We start from the raw sequence: 18,882 nt of genomic DNA on the forward strand, positions 1-18,882 counted from the left end.
ATTGTCATTGCTGCTCCGCCATGATCCAAGGCTCCACCTTGGTCTTGAAAGCGTTGTATGCGTTCAGATCACCGTCGAACTTGTACATGTGCACGATCGGCTGCACCGGATCCGTCACCTGCAGGATCTGGCTCGCGGCGGAATCGCCCGGCTTGATGCGCGCCCGTACCTCCTGGCAAGCCGCTGAGGGCATCATCACGTTGAGCTCCGACAGATCCATCGTGCCCTTGGCCTGCGGGTTTGCCCCGCCATGACATTTCATCATGCACGTCTGCATGGCCGGCACGACGTTCTGCTGGAACGTCACGAGATCGTTGCAGCCCGTCCCCGGGCCCGCGTTGCCCCCGTACACCTCGATGAGCTCGAACGCGATCCCGACGTACGCCCCCTTCTGCCAGTTCGTCAGGACGACCTCCCCGGTCCCGAGCGTGTTGTTCCCGCCGAGCGTGAACGTCTGGTCGAGGTTCGAGAAGCTGTCGACCGGATCCGGATCGCCCGGTTGTCCCGGCATGTAGACCGTGAAGACCGGGTGCACGATGTGCAGCGGCTTGTTGATGACGGGGTGCACCGTGATGTTCGTCAGGCGAAGCATCGTGGGCGCGTCGCTCGTGCCGCCGAGCGCCTCCGCGAAGAACGCGATCGACATGTACTCGAAATCAGCGCCGAGCGCGTCGAGGTAGACCGTGTTCAACGCGCCGCCCGGCAAAGGCCGGAACGGACGCACGCTCGGCCCGATGTCCCCATTGCCCTCCGGCAGCCCATCGGCCTCCGCCGTGAGCCACGTGAGCACGCCAGGCTTGACGTTGTCCGGGATCCTCGGCGCCTCGCCGCCGCCGTGGTTCGCCGACTCGGGGTGCGTGAGCAGAATGCTCTGCTCGGGCGCCTTCACCACGATCCCCGGCCAGAACGTAATCGTCTGGTACCGCTCCTCGGGCGTCGTCCCCGCGAGGAACGGCGCCGGCGCCGAGCCGCCCTTCTTGTGGCAAATGTTGCAATTCGTGACGAGGTCCGGCTCGATTTTCAGGAAAAGCTCGTACGGCGTCGGCCCCGTAGGCCCGCCCCCGCCTCCGCCCCCGCCCCCGCCCGTCGCGCCGGTCCCCTCCGACGAGCCTTCCGAGTTATTGCTCGAACACGCGCTCATCCCCGCGATCGTGACCACAACGCCGAGCGACAGGAGCAGCCCCAGAATGGGACGGCCCGCGGATCCGATTTCACGAGAAGTTTTCACTGCCATAACAAGGATCGAGGGTGATCCGGGTGGATCGATGCATACCCACCCGGGGAGGCCCGGGAACCCGAGGGCGCGCGCCTGTTCCGGCATCGATCCGCGCACCCTCGCCTCGATTCGTCTCGTCTCGAGGATCGAGGACGAGCGAGATCAGATCCGGAGTATGCGCCCCTATTCCCGCCATGGGAAGGAGTTCTTGATGCTCGAAGGCATCCTTGGTACCGAAACAGGATGCCTCAACGCCGCGCGTCGCTCGCCCTCGCGAGCACGCTCCTCGCCGCGCTCGCCGTGTCGTCGGTCACGAGCTGCGTGCTCATCGCCGAGATTGATTACGATCTCATCCCCGAAGACACGGATGCCCCGGACGCAGGCTCCGGCGGCGGCGCGCCCGACAGCGGCAGCGACGCAGGCTGCACCTCGGACGCAGCCTGCGACGACCAAAACCCCTGCACAGCCGACGCCTGCACCAACGGCGCGTGCGTCACGACGCCCCTCGCGATAGGCACGACCTGCGGCACGCCCGCGCCCTGCGTCGAGAGCCTCACCTGCGACGCCGCAGGCGCATGCGCGCCGAAGCCCGTCACGACGGACGACGGCGATCCCTGCACGACCGACGCCTGCGACCCGCAGACAGGCGCGATCTCGCACACGGCCGTCGGCGGCGCTTGCCTCGCGTGGGTCCCGTTGTCCCAGCAGAACGCGCCGTCGCCGCGCTTCAACCACACCGCGATCTGGACCGGCAAGCACATGATCATCTGGGGCGGCGAGCGCAGCGGCCCCGATCCGCTGCTCGGCGACGGCGCCCGCTACGACCCGACGGCGAAGACATGGACGCCGATGAGCAGCGTCAACGCGCCCTCCCCGCGCTTCGGGCACACCGCCGTCTGGACGGGCCAGGTCATGATGGTGTGGGGCGGCTATTCAACGAACGGGATGGTCGGCTCCGGCGCAATCTACAACCCGGACACGGATACCTGGACGACGATCCCGACGATGAACGAGCCCACAGCGCGCATCCGGCACTCCGCCGTCGCAGCAGGCGCGTACATGATCGTCTGGGGAGGCACCTCGGGGAACAACCAGCCGCTGCTCTCCGGCGGCCGCTACCACATCCCCACGAAGACCTGGTCCCCGACGACGACGATGGGCGCGCCAAGCCCGCGCACGCAGCACTCCGCGACCTGGGTCGGCGATCGCATGGTCGTATGGGGCGGCATGGACTTCTTCGATTGGCTCGGCGACGGCGCGATGTACTCGCCGCTCGACAACGCATGGACAGCAAAGACCTCCATGACGAACGCCGCGTCGTTCCGCGAATCCCACACCGCCGTATGGACCGGCTCGGAGATCTACATCTGGGGCGGCTGGAACGGCGGCCCGTACCTCGACACGGGCGCGATCTTCGCGCCCCAAACCGGCGCGCAAGGCACATGGATGCCCATGACCACCACAGGCGCGCCAAGCCCGCGCCGCTCGCACGTCGCCGTGTGGACCGGGTCATCGATGATCGTCTGGGGAGGCTGCGGCGATCTCGTCTGCACCGGGAGCCTCGGCGACGGCGGGCGATACACACCCGGCATGAATGGAGGGACCTGGGAGTTCATCCCCGAGGTGCCCGCGTTGAGTACACGCCGCGACGCAACCGCCGTATGGACAGGCTCGCGCATCCTCGTGTGGGGCGGTCGCGACGCCGCAGGCGCACTCGGCACCGGCGCAGAGGCGCAGCCCTGAATCGACATTGCCACAGCAAAACCGATGCGCCTTTGCATCGACCGCATCGCGGTCGATGCATGTGCGGTCCAGGGCCGTGCCCTGGTCCGGGTCGAGGGGCGGACAGCCCCTCGTCGGGTCCGGGGTGAAACCCCGGCGCTACGCTGTGCCAGCCCCCTCTGACAAACCCTGACGGCTCAGAGGGCGAGCGTCGCGAAGAGGACACGGCCGACGGTGGGTTCGCCGTGGATCCATGCGACCACGGCGCGATCGCCCGGGCCGCCCACGGCCACATGAGGCGTGAGCGCGTGATCGCCCGCGGGCGAGAGGACCTCGAGGAGCCCAAAGCCCGCCGCGCTGCCACGCCGCGCCGCAACGCGGAAGTGGTCGCCCACCTCCTCGCTCCACACCACGATCACGCCGCCCTCGCGGCCGACCGTAAGCACCGGCGTGATCGCCTGCGTCGCGCCTTCGGTCGAAAGCACGAGCGGTCGATCCCCCGGATGAATCCAGACGCCGTCCGGCGCGCGCTGCGCGAGGTGCACGACCGTCCCCGCCCCCGTGTCCTCGGACCAGGTGACGTACAAATGGCCCAGCCCATCGAACGCAGCCCGCGCGTCTCGGCACTTGCCCTCGGGCCGCGAAAACGTGTCGGCGAGGTCCGCGGGCCGCGTCCAGGTGCCGCTCGCATCCCGCGAGGCGAGGTACACCGCAACGCCCCCCTGCCCCGTCTCCTGCGTCCACACCACGACGCCGCGGCCGTCCTCGGCGAGGGCAGGCTTCGGGTTGCAAATGGGATCGTTGTCGATGGGCGCGCCCGGAGCCGAGAGATACGCATCCACGCCGGGGCGTGAAAACGCGCCCTCCGCGCCGAGGCGCTCGCTCATGAACGCCATGAGCTGGGCGCCGGCCGACTGGTACCAGGACACGAGCGCATCCCCACGGCTGTTCACCGTGATCTGCGGCGCGTTCGAGAAAAACGAGACCGGCGAGAGCACGTCGTCCTCGGCCGAAGGCCCCTCCCACGCCTCGCCCGGGCCTCTCCTGCGCGCGATCGCGACGCCGAAATGGGAACCGCCAAACCACTGGTTCCACACGTGCAGCATCTCGCCCGAAGGCCGCGTCGCGAGCCGCGGCTCGTACGCTCGTATGCCGAACGAGACGCGATCCGCAGGCGACATCGGATCGGTCCACGTCCCATCGGGCGCACGTTCGCTCCGGTGGACATCGCCCTCGCCGCCCGTGATCGACTGGCGCCACGACACGACCGCGTCGCCCGCCTCGCCGCCGAGGACGACGCCCATGCCGGCAAACCCGGGCAGCGCGGCGCTTGGCTTGCGCAGGGACAAACCCGCGTCCGTCTCCTCGGCCACGACGAGCAGGTCGGCGCCGGGCGCGGTCGCCTCGTCCCACACGAAGAGCGCGCGGCCGCGGCCGTCGATCGACGTGTACACGCGGCGCGCCCCAGGGCCGCTGATCGCTTGCGAAGGCGCGGGGTAGGTCCAGGTGCGGGCACGACAAACCTCCCCGTCTGCCACGGTCCACGCAGGGCAGCAGCTGCCCTCGGGCAAGGCGCGCGTGGGGCCGCAGGTGCAGGCGGCGGGGTCGTCACAAGCGACCTCGACCTCGCCGCATCCGAGCGCGCCGAGGCCGAGGAGGAGCAAACATGCGCTGAAACGTTTCATGGAACGGAGAGCCGGCGAGCCCGGGTGAGCGAGGTGAGGAAGACGCGAAGATCGGCGCGCTCGAACTCCGAGAGCGCGGCGAACGCGTCGCGCGCGGCCTGCGCCTCGCCGCCGTGGAGCAGGATCGCATCCTCGAGGGTCGGCGCGCGGGCGTCGTGCAGGTACGGGCGGCTCCGCGCGACGCCCCATAACGAGCGCGTGAGAAACGTGCCCGGACGAACCCCGCGATCCGCCTGCTTCTCCGCGAGCCCGGGCCCCATGTCGTGCCGCTTGAGATCGCTGTAGAGGTAGACCCGCAGCGGGCCTCCGTCGAACGGCGGCGTGATCCGCGGGGCCGCGGCGTCCGCGGCGAGATCGACGCGGACCTCGGCGCCGCCCTCGCGGCTCGGGAGCGAATACACGGCGCTGTCCAGCGGGAGCGCGGGGATGTGGCAGCTCGCGCAGCCGAGCGCGTGAAAACGCGCCTCGCCCGCGCCGAGGTGCACGATGTGATCCTGATCCTCCGGCGGATCCACGACGGGCACCTCCTGCATGGCGAGGAAGAGCGCGAGCGCGGTCACCTGGCCCTCGCGGATCTCGTCCGCGACGCCGTCACCGTCGGGGTCTGTCCCGCCAAACGAGCCGATGCGCGCGGGATCGCCGTGCGTGACGAGCCACGTCGATTGCATGCCGTGGTGGATGTTGAGCTCGTCCTCGACGACGTCGCGCAGCGAGGCGAAATGCCCCTTCCAGCCGAAAGGTTTGACCACGAGATCGGTGTCGACGCCGAGCAGGCTCGTGCCGTCGAGGGCGCCGTCGGGCCGAGCTTCGAGCTCGCCGAACGCGACGCCCTTGGCGACGAGCGGGCCACGCGCAGGTTTTCCCTCGGCCTTCGCCTTCCCGACGAGCGCGTCACGCGCGCGGGCGAGGTCGCGGCTCATCTCGCGAGCGACGAGCTCGACGAAGCCCGCGCCCACGAGCGAGGGCGGGTTCCGGGCGAGCGCGCTCGATTGCCGATCCCCGTCGCCGGCGAGATACGCGTTGTCCGCCGCGTCGCCCGCGCCGCCGGGGCCGCCGCGCCAGTGACACGAGTCGCACCGCATGGCGTCCGGCCCGCCGCGGCGACCCTCGTGAAAGCGCGCGAGGTGCGGCCGATCCTTGCCGCCGTACCCCATCGCAGGCGTGAAGGTCGCGTGGAAGATCTGCGCGCCGAGCTGGAAAATCTCCTCGGGCGAATGCACGCCCGCCTCGAGATCGGCCTGCTCGACGCGGATCGCGCGAGCGAGGTGGCCGGGATCGGCCGCGTCGAGGAAACGATGCTCGCGCCTGCGCGCATCACGCGCGAGCGCGTCGTACGCTTGACGTTCGAGGTCCGATTCGAGGTCTGTCGTGTACACCCCGAGCGCGCGCGCCGAGCCTTTCTGAGCCGTGGGCACGGGCGCCGGATCGAGCGCGCACGCCGCGAGCGTGGTGGCCACGAGCGAGAGGACGAGCGCGCGCCTCATTGCAGCACGTGGACCTTCGGCTCCCGCGTGAGCGAGAGCAAAAAGACGTGGAGGTCCTTCCGATCCTCCGGATCGAGCGCGCGGAACGCGTCACGCGCGGCCGTGGCCTCGCCGCCGTGCGCGTCGATGGCCTCGGGGATCGTCGCGGCGCGGCCGTCGTGCAGGTACGGCGCGGTCTCGGCGAGGCCCCATAACGGGCGCGTGAGGAACACGCTGCGCGGGACGTCCCCGGCTCCGTCGTGGGGATCGGCGAGCCCTTCGCCCATGTCGTGCCGCTTGAGATCGCTGTAGAGCCTCACGAGGCTCGTGCCCCGCGGCTGATCACCGTCACGCATGAGGTTCAGCTCGACCGGAGGGCCGCCGGTCGTATCGGGCCACTCGTCCCACCGCACGTTCATGAGCGGCAGCTCCGGGCTGTGGCAGCTCGCGCAGCCGGCCTCCTCGAACACGGCCATGCCGTTCGACCAGCGCGTGCGCAGCGCCGGATCGTGCGGCGGCAGGATCACCGGCGTCTCCAGCATCGCCATGTACACCGCGGTCGCCGTCAGGATCCCCTCCTCGATCTCGCGTTGCACGCCGTCGTTATCAGGATCCCACCAGTTCGGCCCCGCGCCGAGCCGCGGCACGTCGGGCTCCACTTGCCACTGGAGCGCGAGCACGTGCGACTGAACCCCGAAATGAATCCGCGCCGCGTCCTCGGTGAAGCGGCGCAGCCGCGCGATGTCGCCCTTCCAGCCGAAGGGTTTGACCACGAGATCCCGATCCACGCCGACGACCGCCGACGTATCGAGCGAGCCATCCGGGTGCGCCGTGAGGCTGCCAAACGAGACGCCTTTCGATTCGAGCGAGACGGTCACGTCGGTCCCGGTCTCCGCGGCCTTGGCGAGCGCGGCGCCCCGCGTTTGTCCGAGGTCGGAGGTCATCTCGGCGCCGAGCGCCTGGACGAACCCGAGGCCGAGCACGTGCGGCGCGTTTCGCTGGTTCGCCGACGAGGCGCGATCGCCGTCGCCGAGGAGGAATGCGTTCTGCGTCGGCGCGCCTGCGCCGTCGGGCCCGCCGACGGAGTGGCACCCCGCGCAGGAATACGTGTCGAGCCCGCCGCGCACGCCCGAATGCACACGCGAGAGCCCAGGCAAAGGTCGATCCCCAAAACCGTCCTCACCGCGGAACTCGTGCGCGAAGAGCGCGTCGCCGAAGGCGAAGAGCCGTTCGAGATCGTAGGCGCCGAGATCGATGTTCGTCTGCAGCGCGAAGATGTGCTCGCGATCCTCGCCCTTCTCGGCGGCTTCGAGGAACTCCTCGACGCGCTCGCGGGCGGCGAGCTCGATCGCGGCGCCGATGGCCTCGTCGAGCTCGAGGGAGGAAGGGGCATCCCCGTGGGGCCAGGGAATGGGCTCCTCGCCCCCGGCGGCGACCAGAAGGCCGGCCGCCAGGGGGAGGATGAGCGCGAATCCGAAGCGGCGGAAGGCGCTCATCACCCAACACCTCGCGTCAGGGGCTCTGGCAGACGGGGAAGCAGCACGGGATGTAGCGCTGCACGCTGCCGCACTCGAGGCCCGGGCCCGCGCAGCCATCGGCCGGATTGCCGGTGAAGCACGCGTTCGAGTCGAGCGTGAACGCGCCCGCGATCGCGCCGGCCGAGTTCGTGATGGTCACGAACTCGCCGTCGTCGATGTGGTTCGTCATGTACGTCCAGTTGTTGCAGCGGCCGCCCGCGCCCACCGCATAACTCGTGCCGCCGATGGTCGCCATCGTGGTGCGATTGACCCACGCCGTGATCATGCCACCGGCCGGGACGCCCGTGGTGATCTTCGCGACGTCGACCGGGTGTGCGGCCTGGTTGTTGAAAATCTCGGCGAGCTGCTCGTAGTCGCACACACCCGCCGCGCCGATCGCCTGGCACATCTTCGTGCCGGCCTCGTAGCCGAGGCTGCCCATGTAGCTCCACTGCGAGGCCTGCGGCGCCGCCGTGAAGCCGCTGAAGATGAGCTTGCCAGCGCAGGGATCGACCGGGGCGTCGGGGCCGCCGTCGTCCGGGATCTGGCAGTCGTCGGGGCACATGTCGCCGACCTCGTTCTGGCCGTCGTCGCAGTCCTCGCCCGCCTGGACGATCTTGTCGCCGCAGTACGGCTTCTTGCACTTGTCCGAGCACTCGTCGTCGGGGACGCAGTTGCCGTCGTCGCACTCCTCGCCTGGATCGAGCGTGCCATTGCCGCAGACGACCGCCGTGGAGCCACCTTCCACGCACGTGACGGGGCCGCCGCCGCCGCTGCCACCGCTGCCGCCGCTGCCGCTGCCGCAATCGCAGGCCTCGTACCCATTGCCGGCCGCGTTGCAGACCTGCACGCCCTCGAGCCCGCCGCCGCAGATGCACGCGGCGGTCGATCCGGGAATACAGCCGGCGGGGCCGCCCGAGCCCGAGTTCGTGTTGTCTCCTCCGCTGCATGCCTGCGCAAAAAACGCCGCCAAGCCGAGCGCAGTCAACGGAACGAGAATCGATTTGATAAAGCTATTACGCATGCTCCACTCCCGATGCTTTCCCCACGACGCCGTACGCGATGGACCAGTTTGTTATTTAAACAAGGGCGCGTCGGTGGGTCAACACATAAATGTCGCGAAAAGCCCGTCCCATAGGCCTCGCCGAAGGGGATCGCGTAAATTCATTCGCAGTCAAACAGATGCGTGAACACGCGACACGCGGTGCGTGGCACGAGTATGCATGTACCGCAATGCGTCGTGAGGCAGCCGACGCGCCGGGGCTCGTGTTCGCGCGTTTGGTGCAATGGGCGGGCAAGCACGCCAATCGCGCCGGCCCTTCCCGCCTTTACTGGAGCTTGAACATCGCCATCGCGGTCTCGCCGCCCTTGATGGCCACGCTCCGCGATTTCGTAGCGCCGCTCGCAGGCTTGCAGCTCACCGAATAGGTGCCCGGCGAGAGCGAGAGCTTGAGCGTCGACGTGGTGCCCTTGGAGGCGCCGTTCACCGAAAACGCACACGTTCCGCCGACCGCAACCGCGACGAGCGTGCCGTTGCCGCCGCCCGCCGCAGGCGCAGCCGTCGGCGTCGCCGTCGCAGGCGGCTTCGCCGTGCTCGTGGCCGTCGCCGTCGCCGTGGCTTTCGGGGTCGCGCCGCCGCTCGGCGCCGTGCCCGCGGGCGCGCTGCCGCCCCCCGTATTGCCGCCGGCCGCAGGTTTGCCGACGTTCGGATCACCGGCCGGAGGCGTGAGCACCGCGACCGGATCTTCCGCCGCTGGAGGCGTGGTCTCGGTCGTGGCCGGAGGCGGCGCCGTGGCCGCCGGCTCGGCCGTCGTCGACGGCGGCGGCGCGACGGCCACAGGCCCCGCGCTGTCCGCCGTCGTGCCCTCGCCGCCCTTCTTGTCGCCGCCGACGAGCAGGAGCACGAGGATCACGGGCACGAGCACGGCCGCCGCCGCGAGCCCTCCGAAGAGGATTCGCCGATCCCTCTTCGGCGCGAATGGGTTTGGCTCGACAATCCCGCCGCCCGGGCCCGTGCCCGGCGGCGAGATCACGGCCCCCGAGGGCGTCGTCGGATCCGGGCGCCCCGGGGCCCACGCGCTTTGCGCCTGAAGCGGTCCCCCCTCGGGAGCCCCCATCCCGCTCGCCGCGCCCCCGAACACGGGACCCCCGCCGCCCCCCGGGAACGGAACCGTACCCGCTTTCGCGTCCTTGGGCGGTCCGGGCGGCTGCGGGACGAAATCGCCGGCCAGGAACATCGTCCGTTCCATCTCACCGAGCGCGGCCGCGGAGCTCTGGATCCGCGTGACGGACTCCTCGTCCTCGATGTCTGCCGCCTGGCCGCCCGCAGAGCCGCGCGGGGGCGGCATGGGCGTGGGCAAGGGCGGCGGCGGCACGGAGCCGGTCTTCTTGCGTTGCTTGGCCGCGTGCGTGATCGCGCCGATGCGATCGATGATCACCTGCCCCTCGGCCGTCACGTACGGCCGGAGCGCATGCGCGAAGCCGTGCACGTTGGCGAAGCGACCATCAACGTCCTTGGCCATGGCCCAGCCGAGGATCTGGTCGATCTCGGGCGGCAAATCGCGGCGGACCTGCGTCACGGGGCGCGGCTCCTCCTTCGTGATCTGCAGCATCAACATCGCCATCTCGCCCTCGAAGGGCGGGCGCGCCGTGAGCAGGTAGTAGAGGATCGCGCCGAGCGACCACACGTCGGCCCGCACGTCGATGCTCTTCGCCTTGCGCACGATCTCGGGCGATGAGTAAGGCGAGAGGCCGAGCATCGTGGTGGCCGTCATCTCGCCCGCCATCGGCGCGGCGACGTCGCGCATGAGCTTCGCGGTGCCGAAGTCGATGACCTTGAGGAAAGGCGAGCCGCCGACGCGCGTCGTCACGAAGAGGTGCTGCGGCTGGAGCTCGCGGAAGATGATGCCGTGCCCGTGCGTCTCGGCGACGGCCTCCGCCGCCTGCAAAACGAGCAAACAGGCCTCCTGCAAGGGCACGGGGCCGCGGGTCTTGACGTGCGTGGCGAGGTCGGTGCCTTCGAGGAACTGGCGGACGAGGTAAAACGTGCCGTCCTGCTGGGTGCCGACGTCGATGATGCGCGCGACGTGCTCGGATTCGAGCTTGGCGAGCGTACGGGCCTCGCGCCGGAAGCGCTCGAGCTCTTTGTCGTCGGTCTGGCCCGCGAGCAGGAGGCGGATCGCGACCCGCTGATCGAACTCGGTGTTGAAGGCCTCGACGAGGACCCCGTGCCCCCGGCCGAGAATGGTCCGGATGCGGTACTTCCCGGCCACGAGGCCGCCCGGGCGAATTTCGTCAGGTCGCATGTTTCGGATCGTGGCGGCGTCGAGCAAAGCCGCGGGGCCATTCTGGCACGTCTCGGGTCTCGGTGGGTACTTCCCGCGATCGCTTCGCAGGGTCCCCTACTTGAGGGGCTCGATCGCCGCCGTGCAAGAGGCCGCCACGGTGGCAGCGTCCTTGAAGCCGAGCCAACCGAGGATGCACAGATCCCCGGGATCCTGCTCGTTCACGATCTTGCCGCCCTTGTGCCGCTCGAGCCCCCGCGCCTTGTTGACGAGCAGGAGCTTGTCGGCCGTGGAGCCGAGATCGTCGACGACCTGCTGCATCGCCGCGGGATCGAGGTTGCAGACGGCCGCGTAGTTCGATTCGAGCTCGAGCTGCGTCGTCGAAACGCCGCCGGAGACGTTGTTCTCCGCCGGGTGGCGCAGGCCGAGCTGGCCGTAGATCCGCATGGGGCGCGTCGCCTGGCCGTGGCAGTCGAGGGTGCCGCAGCGACGCTCGAGATACGGCGACACGCTCGCCGTGAAGACGGCCGGGTTCGGACACCCGTACGCTTCGAGTCCCGCCTCGCCCACGCAGCTCGAAGCCCCGAAGCCGAGGCCGAAGAGCCCCGCCGCGAGGACGCCGAGCGCCGCGAGGGAGCGCCGGCCGAGCGCCTTCCGGAGCCGTTCACGCACGTTCCGCCTCACGGCGCACCTCCACCACAAATCGGATCCGTGTCTCCGTCATCGACGATCACCACGCCGGCCGAGTCATGCCCGGCGCCGTTCCCCGGCCTGTCGTCCGAGGGCAACTTGTGGCACGCGGCGCACGAGCCCTCGCGGCCGATGATCGAGTTCATGCTGCGCTGCCCGGCCCTCACCTTGAGCGGGAAGGTGAGGTCGGCCCATTTGTCCTTCTCGATGTAGAAGTTGCCGGCCGCGTTCGTGCACGCGAAGCGCGAGGGCCCCGCCGAGTCGAAGATCTCGACCTTCACGTTGGGCGCGGCCGCGAGCGCGCCCATCGCGTTCTCCTTGTACACGGTGCCGGCGATCGCGAACGCGGGCGCGGCGGCGCCGTACGTGGAGTGGCAGGACAAACACGGCTGACCGGGCCGGTGCAGCGCGCTCGGCGACCCCTGCTCCGCGGGCAAATCGTCGAGGACCTCCTGCGGGATGGGATCGTTGCCGTTGCAACCAAACGCGCCCACGCCGAGGACGACGGCGAACGAGAGCACGGCGAACCTTCGCCCGTGCGACACGGGGACCATCAATCGACCTCCAGCTCCAGGGTCACGGCGGTGAACAAGCCGAACCGGTTGAAGACGTAGATGTGGTCGAAGTACTGGTTGTAGAGGCCCTCGACCTGGAGCTGCGCCGAGAGCACCCGGGCGAGCGCGTACCGCGCGTTCGCGCCGAGCGTGAAGCCCATGAGCGCCCCGAGCTCGCGATCACTCGAGCGGAACTCGGGGACGTTCCATCCCGTCGCGCTCTGCGTGGCGACGTAGGCGCGTTTCCAGAAGTCGACCGACGACTGGATGTTGAAGCGCAGGTGGCTGCCGAGGCGCAGGTCGTCGTTGACGTCGAAGAAGAAGCGCGCGTCCGTGGTGCTCGCCATCTGCCCCCACGTATCGACGTAGACCCGCTCGTCGCCGCGGATCGTGGTCTTCTCGAAGCGCTTGGCCGCGCGCCCGACGAGCGCGAAGCGGCTGCGCTCCGTGGGGAGCTGCTCGAGCGGCGCGAACGGCAAGCGGTTCTGGCTGACGACCTGGCGGGTCGCGCCGAGCGGGACGCGATCGGCCGTCGCCTGCGTGAACATCGGGATGTGGCGGTACGGCTTCGAGGTGTCGCCAAAGACGAGCTCGGCCGTGCCACCGACGACGACGATCATGCTCGGATCGATCACGAGCGAGACGCCCGCGTCGATCGTGTGCCGCAGGATGTCCTCGCGAAACACCTCGAAGGGCGTGCCCGCGCGGCTGAGCACGTCGAAGCCGACGTTGTACGCGAGCGTCGGCGTGACCATCTTGCTCTTGAGGTCCGTGCTCACCGCGACGCCGACGCTGCGCGCGAGGTAGTCCGGCTCGACCGAAACCGCGCCGTTCAAGCCGATCTTCGCGGGGCCAACCTTGAAGTCACCCGAGAGCGATCCCGCGAAACGCCGCTCGTTCCACCGCCGCGACGCCGTGGCCACGATGTCGGGCGACGCCGTGCTGACGACGTCGACGATGAAGCTGCCGCCGACCTGCCAGCCCGCGGTCGGGTTCTCGCCGGAGATGTAGGCGGCGGGCGACACGACCGTCGTGCTCAACGTGTCGGTGTAGAACATCGTCTCGACGCCGGCCTTCAGCGTGAAGCCGCGGCCCTTGCCGCCCGTGTCGATGCAGCGCTGCATGTCGGCCGGCGTGCGCGCGGCCTGCATACACTGGAAGACGGCGCTGTTGTTGCCGCCCGCGTTGCCCTGATCGACGTTCACGGTGATCTGCTCGCCGCGATCGAAGGCCTCGGTCGACTTGTACTGCGTGGGGAACTTGCCGCGTTTGCCCTTGGCCTCGATCGTGGCCTTGCCCGGATTGTGCGGGATCGGCTGCTTGACCTTGTCGGCTGGGACGACGACGCCGTCGATCTTGACCTCGACCTCGCTCCACGAGCTCGGGATCTGCAGCGTGATCGTGGGCGTGTCGATCTGGAGTTTTTCGAGGAGCGCCTTCGCCTCTTCCCCGACGGCCGCGTTGTTCTCTTCCTCGGCGAACTTCGCCGCGATCTGCGCGTCGGCGGCGGCTTCGAGCAAGAGGCCGCCCGCGTCCTGACACTTCGCGAGCATCAGTTTGCCCGCGGCGAACTCGCTCGACGTCGCCATCTCAGCGATGAGCGTCTGCATGCACCCGCTCCAGTCCTTCTGGGCGAGCGCCGCCTGCGCCGTGGTGACCGACGCCATCTGCTGCTTCGTGGGCGGCGGGCGCGCCGGCCCGAGGACTTGCCGGGCCTCGGTGAAGGTCTTCTCGAGCTCCTTCGTCGCCCACTGCTTGTCGAGCTTGACGTTCGCGTCTTCCTTGAGGGCCGACTCGAACGCCTTCTTCGCCGCGTCGAGCTTCTTCTTGCCCGCACCCTGCACGACGCCGATCGCCATCTGGATCTCGGCGCGCACGCTCGGCTCGCAGGCCTTGCCCTTGCACGCCTTGAGCGCGGTATCGAGCCGCGAGAGGGCCTTGTCGTACTTGCCCTCGACGAACTCGTTCATCGCCTCGGCGACCGCGACGAGCCCATCAGCATCCTTGTCCCCCGCGTACGAGGGCCCGGCGTCCGTGAGTCCGACGAGCGCGAAGACGGCCGCCGGCAGCAGGAACGCGCGGATCAGTTGTCGGGCGCGCCGCACTTGATCCACTCCTCGATGGTGGTGAACTCCATCTGATTGATCCGGGCATCGTCGACGGTGTCGTCGGGATCGACCTGCGGCATGAGCGCGCCGCAGTTCGGGGGCTTCACGACCCCCATCTCGACACGCAGGTTGCAGAGCATCTTCGAGTCTCCCGGTGTTTCACACGCGATGTACGGACCGCCGGCCACGCTGATGTCGAGCAGCTCCCCGCGGAGCTTCTTCGCGTCACCCGCGGTGAGCGTGAGCGTGCCCGCGCCCATGCCGTGACACTGGGCGTCCGCGCACTTGCCCTTCGTTTCGAGGATCGGGAGCACGTCGCTCGCGAAGCTCACGGCGCACATGGGATCACTCATGCACGTGCCGCCGCCCGAGGACGAGGTAGCCCCCGCGCCTCCCACGACCTTCGCCGGATCGCCGTAGGGCGGAATCTCCTCGGTGGCGCATCCAGCGATCGCCATCGGGAGCGCCGCAATCGCGGCGAGAAGAAGGATGGATGAGGGCTTGTGCATCTTACCGGGCAGGTCCGCCATCATAGCCGGGCCCGCGAAACAGGGACAAGCTCTCCTATCAGGGATCGGCGGCGGCTTTCCGGATCGCCGCGAGGACCTCCTCGACGGTGCAGGCGCCCAAGAGACGCGCGACCTCACGCCCGTCAGCATCGAGCACGAGCGTCGTCGGCACGGTGCTCACGCCGTACCGCGCGGCCCAGAGCTCGGCGTCCGGCGTCTCGTCCGTGAGATCGATGCGCAGCGCCACGAGCGGCGTGCGCTGGAGCTGGATGCGCGGATCGGACCAGACCTCCCGCGCCATGGCAATCGACGCCGCAGACCACGCCGCCGAGAGGTGCACGACGAGCGGCACCCCTTCCTGCGCGGCGCGGGCGCGGGCCCGAGGTTCGTCCATCTCCCACACCCACGGACGAAGCGGCGGCGAGGACGCCGCGCCTCTCGGTTCGGGATCTCCGACGGCAACGACGACAGGCGCGCCGCCGGCGATCGCCACGACGGGCGCGGGCTCGGGCGCACGCGCGGCGCACGCGACGAGGCATGCGCTCGCGGCGAGGACGAACGCGCGTGGATCGATCGCGGGTTTGGAGAAACGAACGAGGCGGAAGCGGGCGGGGCTCTGCGGATCCGTGGATCGGGAGCCCCCTCCCGGAAGGGTCACTTGCCCTTGGCGGAGCAGCGCATCGCGCACATGAGATCGCCGGGCGCGCAGCCGCAGGAGCTCGCCTTCGTCGCGGGCTTCGCCGTGGACGCGGGCGCCGTGCCGCCGCCGCTCGTGGTCCCCGTTCCGGCCTTCGACGTCGTGGCGCCAGCCTTCGACGTCGTGCCGCCCGCCTTCGACGTGCCGCCCTTCGGGTTCGCGGCGACCGCAGACGCGCTGGCCGCGGGCGCTTCGGTCTCGGCGACGGAAGGCGTCGGCGCGGGCGGCGCGGTCTCGAGCGGAGGCGGCGTGTTCGCAGGCGCGGCCGACTGCGCCGTCGGCTGCTCCGGCGGAGGCCCGCCGTTCATCACCATGAACGCGCCGACGATCGCGCCGACAGCGACGAGCGCGCCGACGCCGATGAAGAGCGGCGTGCGGTTCTTCTGCGGCTTCGTCTCCTCGGGAATCGGGATCGGAGCCGCCGCGGGTGCCGTGACGGGCGGCGCCGCGAGCTCGAACAAGCCGCCGGAGTCACCGAGCAAGCTCGCCGCAGCGGACGTCGTGGACGGCGCAGCGGACGCGCCGGCGGCGAGCGCCTTCAGATCGATGAGGCCGGAGTCATCGGAGTTCATCGACTTCGACGGCGTCGACGCGAGTGCGCCGAGGCTGCCGAGGCTGCTCGCGGCCGAGGAGGACGACTGGCCTGCGCGGTTCGTCAGCGCGCTGAGCGAGAAGAGCGCGGACTGCTCTTCCTTGCCGGCGCCGATGCGCACGGGCGCGGCTGCTGCGCGGGGCGAGGAGCCGCCGATGCCCGAGGCGCTCGTCGACACGTCGGATGCGCCGTCGGAGCCGAAGAGATCGCGCGCTCCTCCGCGGGCACCGTCCTTCTTGACGGCAGCGCGCGCGGGCTCGGGCGCAGGCTGCGGCGCGCTCGCGCCTTGCGCGGCCGCGTTGAGCGCGTCCACGATCGCCTGCACCTGGCCGAGGGGCTGCCAGTCGCCCATGCCATCGGCCCAGACGTATGTGTCTGCGGTGATGACCGAGCTGTTGTAGGCCTGGACGATCTCTTGCAGCGACATCGTTCGCTGATCGCCCTCGGCCACGTTGATCTGGTACGCCCCGCCGTCCGCCGCCGCCTCTTCGGCGCCCGCGGCCGAGGCGGCGTCAGCGTTCGTCGTGGTCGCCCCGCTGCTGTTGACGAGGATCGTCGCGCCGCACTTACGGCACTTGATCTTGACGGTCTTGCCTTGGACCTTCTCGTCCGAAACCGTGTACTTCGACTGGCAAGATTGGCAGGTGATCTTCATGTCGCGTCTGGTTCGGAGGGTCGACTGTTTACCTCGGGTCGGTCTTCGATCGAAGACTCTACCAGGGCGCCCTGTCGTTTCGGACCTTTCCTGACGTATCAGCCACGAGGAAGACTCGAATCTGCCAAAAATTCGTCTCCACGTGCAATTTCTTGGAGCCCGACCCAAAAAAGCGCTTGCAAGCGTGTCGAAGGCGGCCCGCTTCGGGAAGCAGGACCGCAAGACGACGGACGAACCCGACCGGCGAGGCCCCTCGCCGCCGGATCGGCGCACGCTGGATCGAGGGAGGGATCAGGAAAGACAGCGGCCCGCGTCGAGGTCGCCCGCGGCGCTGGGAACGCTCGGCGCTTCTTCCGAGGCCGGCGGCGGCGCTTCCTCGGCGCTGTCTTGCGGACTCTCGGCCTCCTGCGCCTCGGGCGCCTCGTGGCTGCCGACGTGCTCGCCGTACGCCTGGAGCTTCGAGTAGAGCCCGCGCCGGCTGATGCCGAGCACGCGCGCCGCGCGCTGCTTGTTGCCGCGCACGGCCTCGAGCGTCAGCAGGATAAGCTTGCGCTCGGCATCGGCGAGGCGCGTGCCCACGGGCAAACGCAGCACGAGCGGGTGCTCGCCGCGCTCGCCGCCCTCGCGGGCTTCGAGGTCGTGGGACGACGGCGTCGTCGCGCGGATCGGCGCCTGGGCAAACGCCGCGGACGCCGACGGCGGCGGCTCAGTCAGCGAAGGCGGAGGCTCGCGCCCCTCGAGCTCCGCGATCGCCGGCGGCGGCGTCGTCGTGATCGGCGCAGGCGGCACCTGGTGCTCCGGCTCCGGGTGCGGAGGGCTCGCGTGGACCTGCAGGTCGTGGTGCGAGCGACGGCCCGTGCGCCGCTCGATGCGGCCCTGGCCGATCTGGACCTCCTCCGGCGCGACAATCTCGCCCGCGGCGAAGAGCGCTGTCTGCTCGACGACGTTGCGGAGCTCGCGCACGTTGCCCGGCCAGTCGTGCCCGTAGAGCCTCTGGATCGCGCCCTCGGAGAAGCGACGCGCGGGCGTGCCGTAGCGCTTCGCGAACTTCACGAGGAACCGCTCGGCGATCGGCAGGATGTCCTCCACGCGCTCGCGAAGCGGAGGCAGCGTGATCGTGAAGACGTTGAGGCGGTAGTAGAGGTCCTCGCGGAAGACGTTCTCGTCCACGAGATCGAGCAGGTCCTTGTTCGTCGCGGCGACGATCCGGACGTCGGCCTCGATCTCCTTGCGGCCGCCGACGCGCGTGAAGCGGTAGGTCTCGAGCACGCGCAGCAGGCTCACCTGCACGGCGCTGTCCATCGTGCCGACCTCGTCGAGGAACACGGTGCCGCCCGTCGCCGCCTCGAACTTGCCTTCGGCCGAGGAGAAGGCGCCGGTGAACGAGCCCTTCTCGTGACCGAAGAGCTCGCTGCCGATGAGCTCGCGCGGGATCGCGCCCGTGTGCACGGGGATGAAGGGGCCGTTCTTGCGCGGGCTGCGGTTGTGGATCGCGCGCGCCACGAGCTCCTTGCCCGTGCCGCTCTCGCCCACGATGAGCACGGGCGCCATCGTCGATGCGACCCGGTCGATCCGGGCGAAGACCTCGCGCATGCCGCGGGAACCGCCCACCATGCCCTCGAACACGAGCGGCCCCGACGTGGCGTCGTCGTCCTCGCCTTCGGCCTCGCGGACGTTGTCCGACGACAGCAGCTCGCGCACGAGCGAGACGAGCCGCGCCGGATCGAGCGGCTTTTGCAGGTAGTCGGCCGCGCCGAGCTTGAGCGCGTCGACCGCGCTCGACACCGAGCCCGACCCCGTCACGACCACGACCGCAGGCGCGGGCGTGGTCGTCTTCATGGCCTCATCCTCCGTCGGAGGCGTGAGGCGACGCATGAGATCCATGCCGGTCATCCCGGGGAGGTTCAGATCGGTCACGAGCACATCGGCGGGCGTCCGGTGCTGGATCTCGAGGGCCTGCTCGCCGCTCGAAGCGACGAGGACGTCGAGCCCCTCATGCCGGAGCACGGCCTCCAGGATCGCAGCTTGATCAGGCTCGTCCTCGACCAGCAAGACACGCCCCGTATGGTGCCCGGCCGCCCGGTGCGCGCGGAGCATCGGTCCCCTCGCATGCACTGAAGCGCTCGCTCCCAAGCTTTTCCTCCCCGGAGGTTCTCCGCGCGATCTACGCGGCGCCTCCACGCTTTCGGT

The 18,882-nt window shown here is 69.8% G+C and carries 14 protein-coding genes; 1 reads left to right on the plus strand and 13 read right to left on the minus strand.

Annotated elements, in window-relative coordinates; all coding sequences use genetic code 11:
- Positions 1 to 4: 4 nt before the first annotated feature.
- Positions 5 to 1,228, minus strand: a complete 1,224-nt coding sequence (locus QHF89_RS31560; protein ID WP_136968429.1) for a hypothetical protein — start codon at positions 1,226 to 1,228, stop codon at positions 5 to 7.
- 231 nt (positions 1,229 to 1,459) lie between these two features.
- Between QHF89_RS31560 and QHF89_RS31565 the strand changes: the two genes are divergently transcribed.
- Positions 1,460 to 2,959, plus strand: a complete 1,500-nt coding sequence (locus QHF89_RS31565) for a Kelch repeat-containing protein (protein ID WP_136968428.1) — start codon at positions 1,460 to 1,462, stop codon at positions 2,957 to 2,959.
- 176 nt (positions 2,960 to 3,135) lie between these two features.
- Here the strand turns inward: QHF89_RS31565 and QHF89_RS31570 are convergent, their stop codons facing one another.
- The 12 genes from QHF89_RS31570 to QHF89_RS31625 form a co-directional block, all read right to left on the minus strand.
- On the minus strand, positions 3,136 to 4,623 hold the full coding sequence (locus QHF89_RS31570) for a hypothetical protein (RefSeq protein WP_136968427.1): 1,488 nt from the start codon (positions 4,621 to 4,623) through the stop codon (positions 3,136 to 3,138).
- On the minus strand, positions 4,620 to 6,107 hold the full coding sequence (locus QHF89_RS31575; protein WP_136968426.1) for a di-heme oxidoredictase family protein: 1,488 nt from the start codon (positions 6,105 to 6,107) through the stop codon (positions 4,620 to 4,622). The genes QHF89_RS31570 and QHF89_RS31575 overlap by 4 nt, the downstream gene beginning before the upstream one ends.
- On the minus strand, positions 6,104 to 7,582 hold the full coding sequence (locus tag QHF89_RS31580; RefSeq protein ID WP_136968425.1) for a di-heme oxidoredictase family protein: 1,479 nt from the start codon (positions 7,580 to 7,582) through the stop codon (positions 6,104 to 6,106). The genes QHF89_RS31575 and QHF89_RS31580 overlap by 4 nt, the downstream gene beginning before the upstream one ends.
- A gap of 16 nt (positions 7,583 to 7,598) precedes the next feature.
- Positions 7,599 to 8,627, minus strand: coding sequence for a hypothetical protein (locus QHF89_RS31585; protein WP_136968424.1), 1,029 nt, complete (start codon positions 8,625 to 8,627; stop codon positions 7,599 to 7,601).
- Positions 8,628 to 8,931: 304 nt separating this feature from the next.
- Entirely contained in the window at positions 8,932 to 10,908 is a 1,977-nt protein-coding gene (locus tag QHF89_RS31590; protein ID WP_136968423.1) for a serine/threonine protein kinase, read from the minus strand.
- Positions 10,909 to 11,004: 96 nt separating this feature from the next.
- Complete coding sequence (locus QHF89_RS31595; protein WP_136929361.1) at positions 11,005 to 11,571, minus strand: hypothetical protein; 567 nt, start codon at positions 11,569 to 11,571, stop codon at positions 11,005 to 11,007.
- A complete protein-coding gene (locus tag QHF89_RS31600) occupies positions 11,568 to 12,131 on the minus strand; it encodes a hypothetical protein (RefSeq protein ID WP_136968422.1) in 564 nt (187 codons plus the stop codon). The genes QHF89_RS31595 and QHF89_RS31600 overlap by 4 nt, the downstream gene beginning before the upstream one ends.
- Positions 12,131 to 14,236 (minus strand): DUF3570 domain-containing protein, encoded by a 2,106-nt coding sequence (locus QHF89_RS31605; protein WP_136968421.1) that lies wholly within the window; start codon positions 14,234 to 14,236, stop codon positions 12,131 to 12,133. The genes QHF89_RS31600 and QHF89_RS31605 overlap by 1 nt, the downstream gene beginning before the upstream one ends.
- Positions 14,215 to 14,748 carry a hypothetical protein gene (locus QHF89_RS31610; protein ID WP_136968420.1) on the minus strand — a complete coding sequence of 178 codons (534 nt, stop codon included), beginning with the start codon at positions 14,746 to 14,748 and terminating at the stop codon, positions 14,215 to 14,217. Before QHF89_RS31610 ends, QHF89_RS31605 begins: the two co-directional genes overlap by 22 nt.
- 58 nt (positions 14,749 to 14,806) lie before the next feature.
- Entirely contained in the window at positions 14,807 to 15,406 is a 600-nt protein-coding gene (locus QHF89_RS31615) for a thioredoxin family protein (protein ID WP_136968419.1), read from the minus strand.
- Entirely contained in the window at positions 15,403 to 16,692 is a 1,290-nt protein-coding gene (locus tag QHF89_RS31620) for a zinc-ribbon domain-containing protein (protein ID WP_136968418.1), read from the minus strand. Before QHF89_RS31620 ends, QHF89_RS31615 begins: the two co-directional genes overlap by 4 nt.
- A gap of 291 nt (positions 16,693 to 16,983) precedes the next feature.
- Positions 16,984 to 18,789, minus strand: coding sequence for a sigma-54-dependent transcriptional regulator (locus QHF89_RS31625; protein WP_136968417.1), 1,806 nt, complete (start codon positions 18,787 to 18,789; stop codon positions 16,984 to 16,986).
- Positions 18,790 to 18,882 lie beyond the last annotated feature (93 nt).

The sequence above is a fragment of the Polyangium sorediatum genome, assembly GCF_029946465.1.
Classification (GTDB): domain Bacteria; phylum Myxococcota_A; class Polyangia; order Polyangiales; family Polyangiaceae; genus Polyangium; species Polyangium fumosum.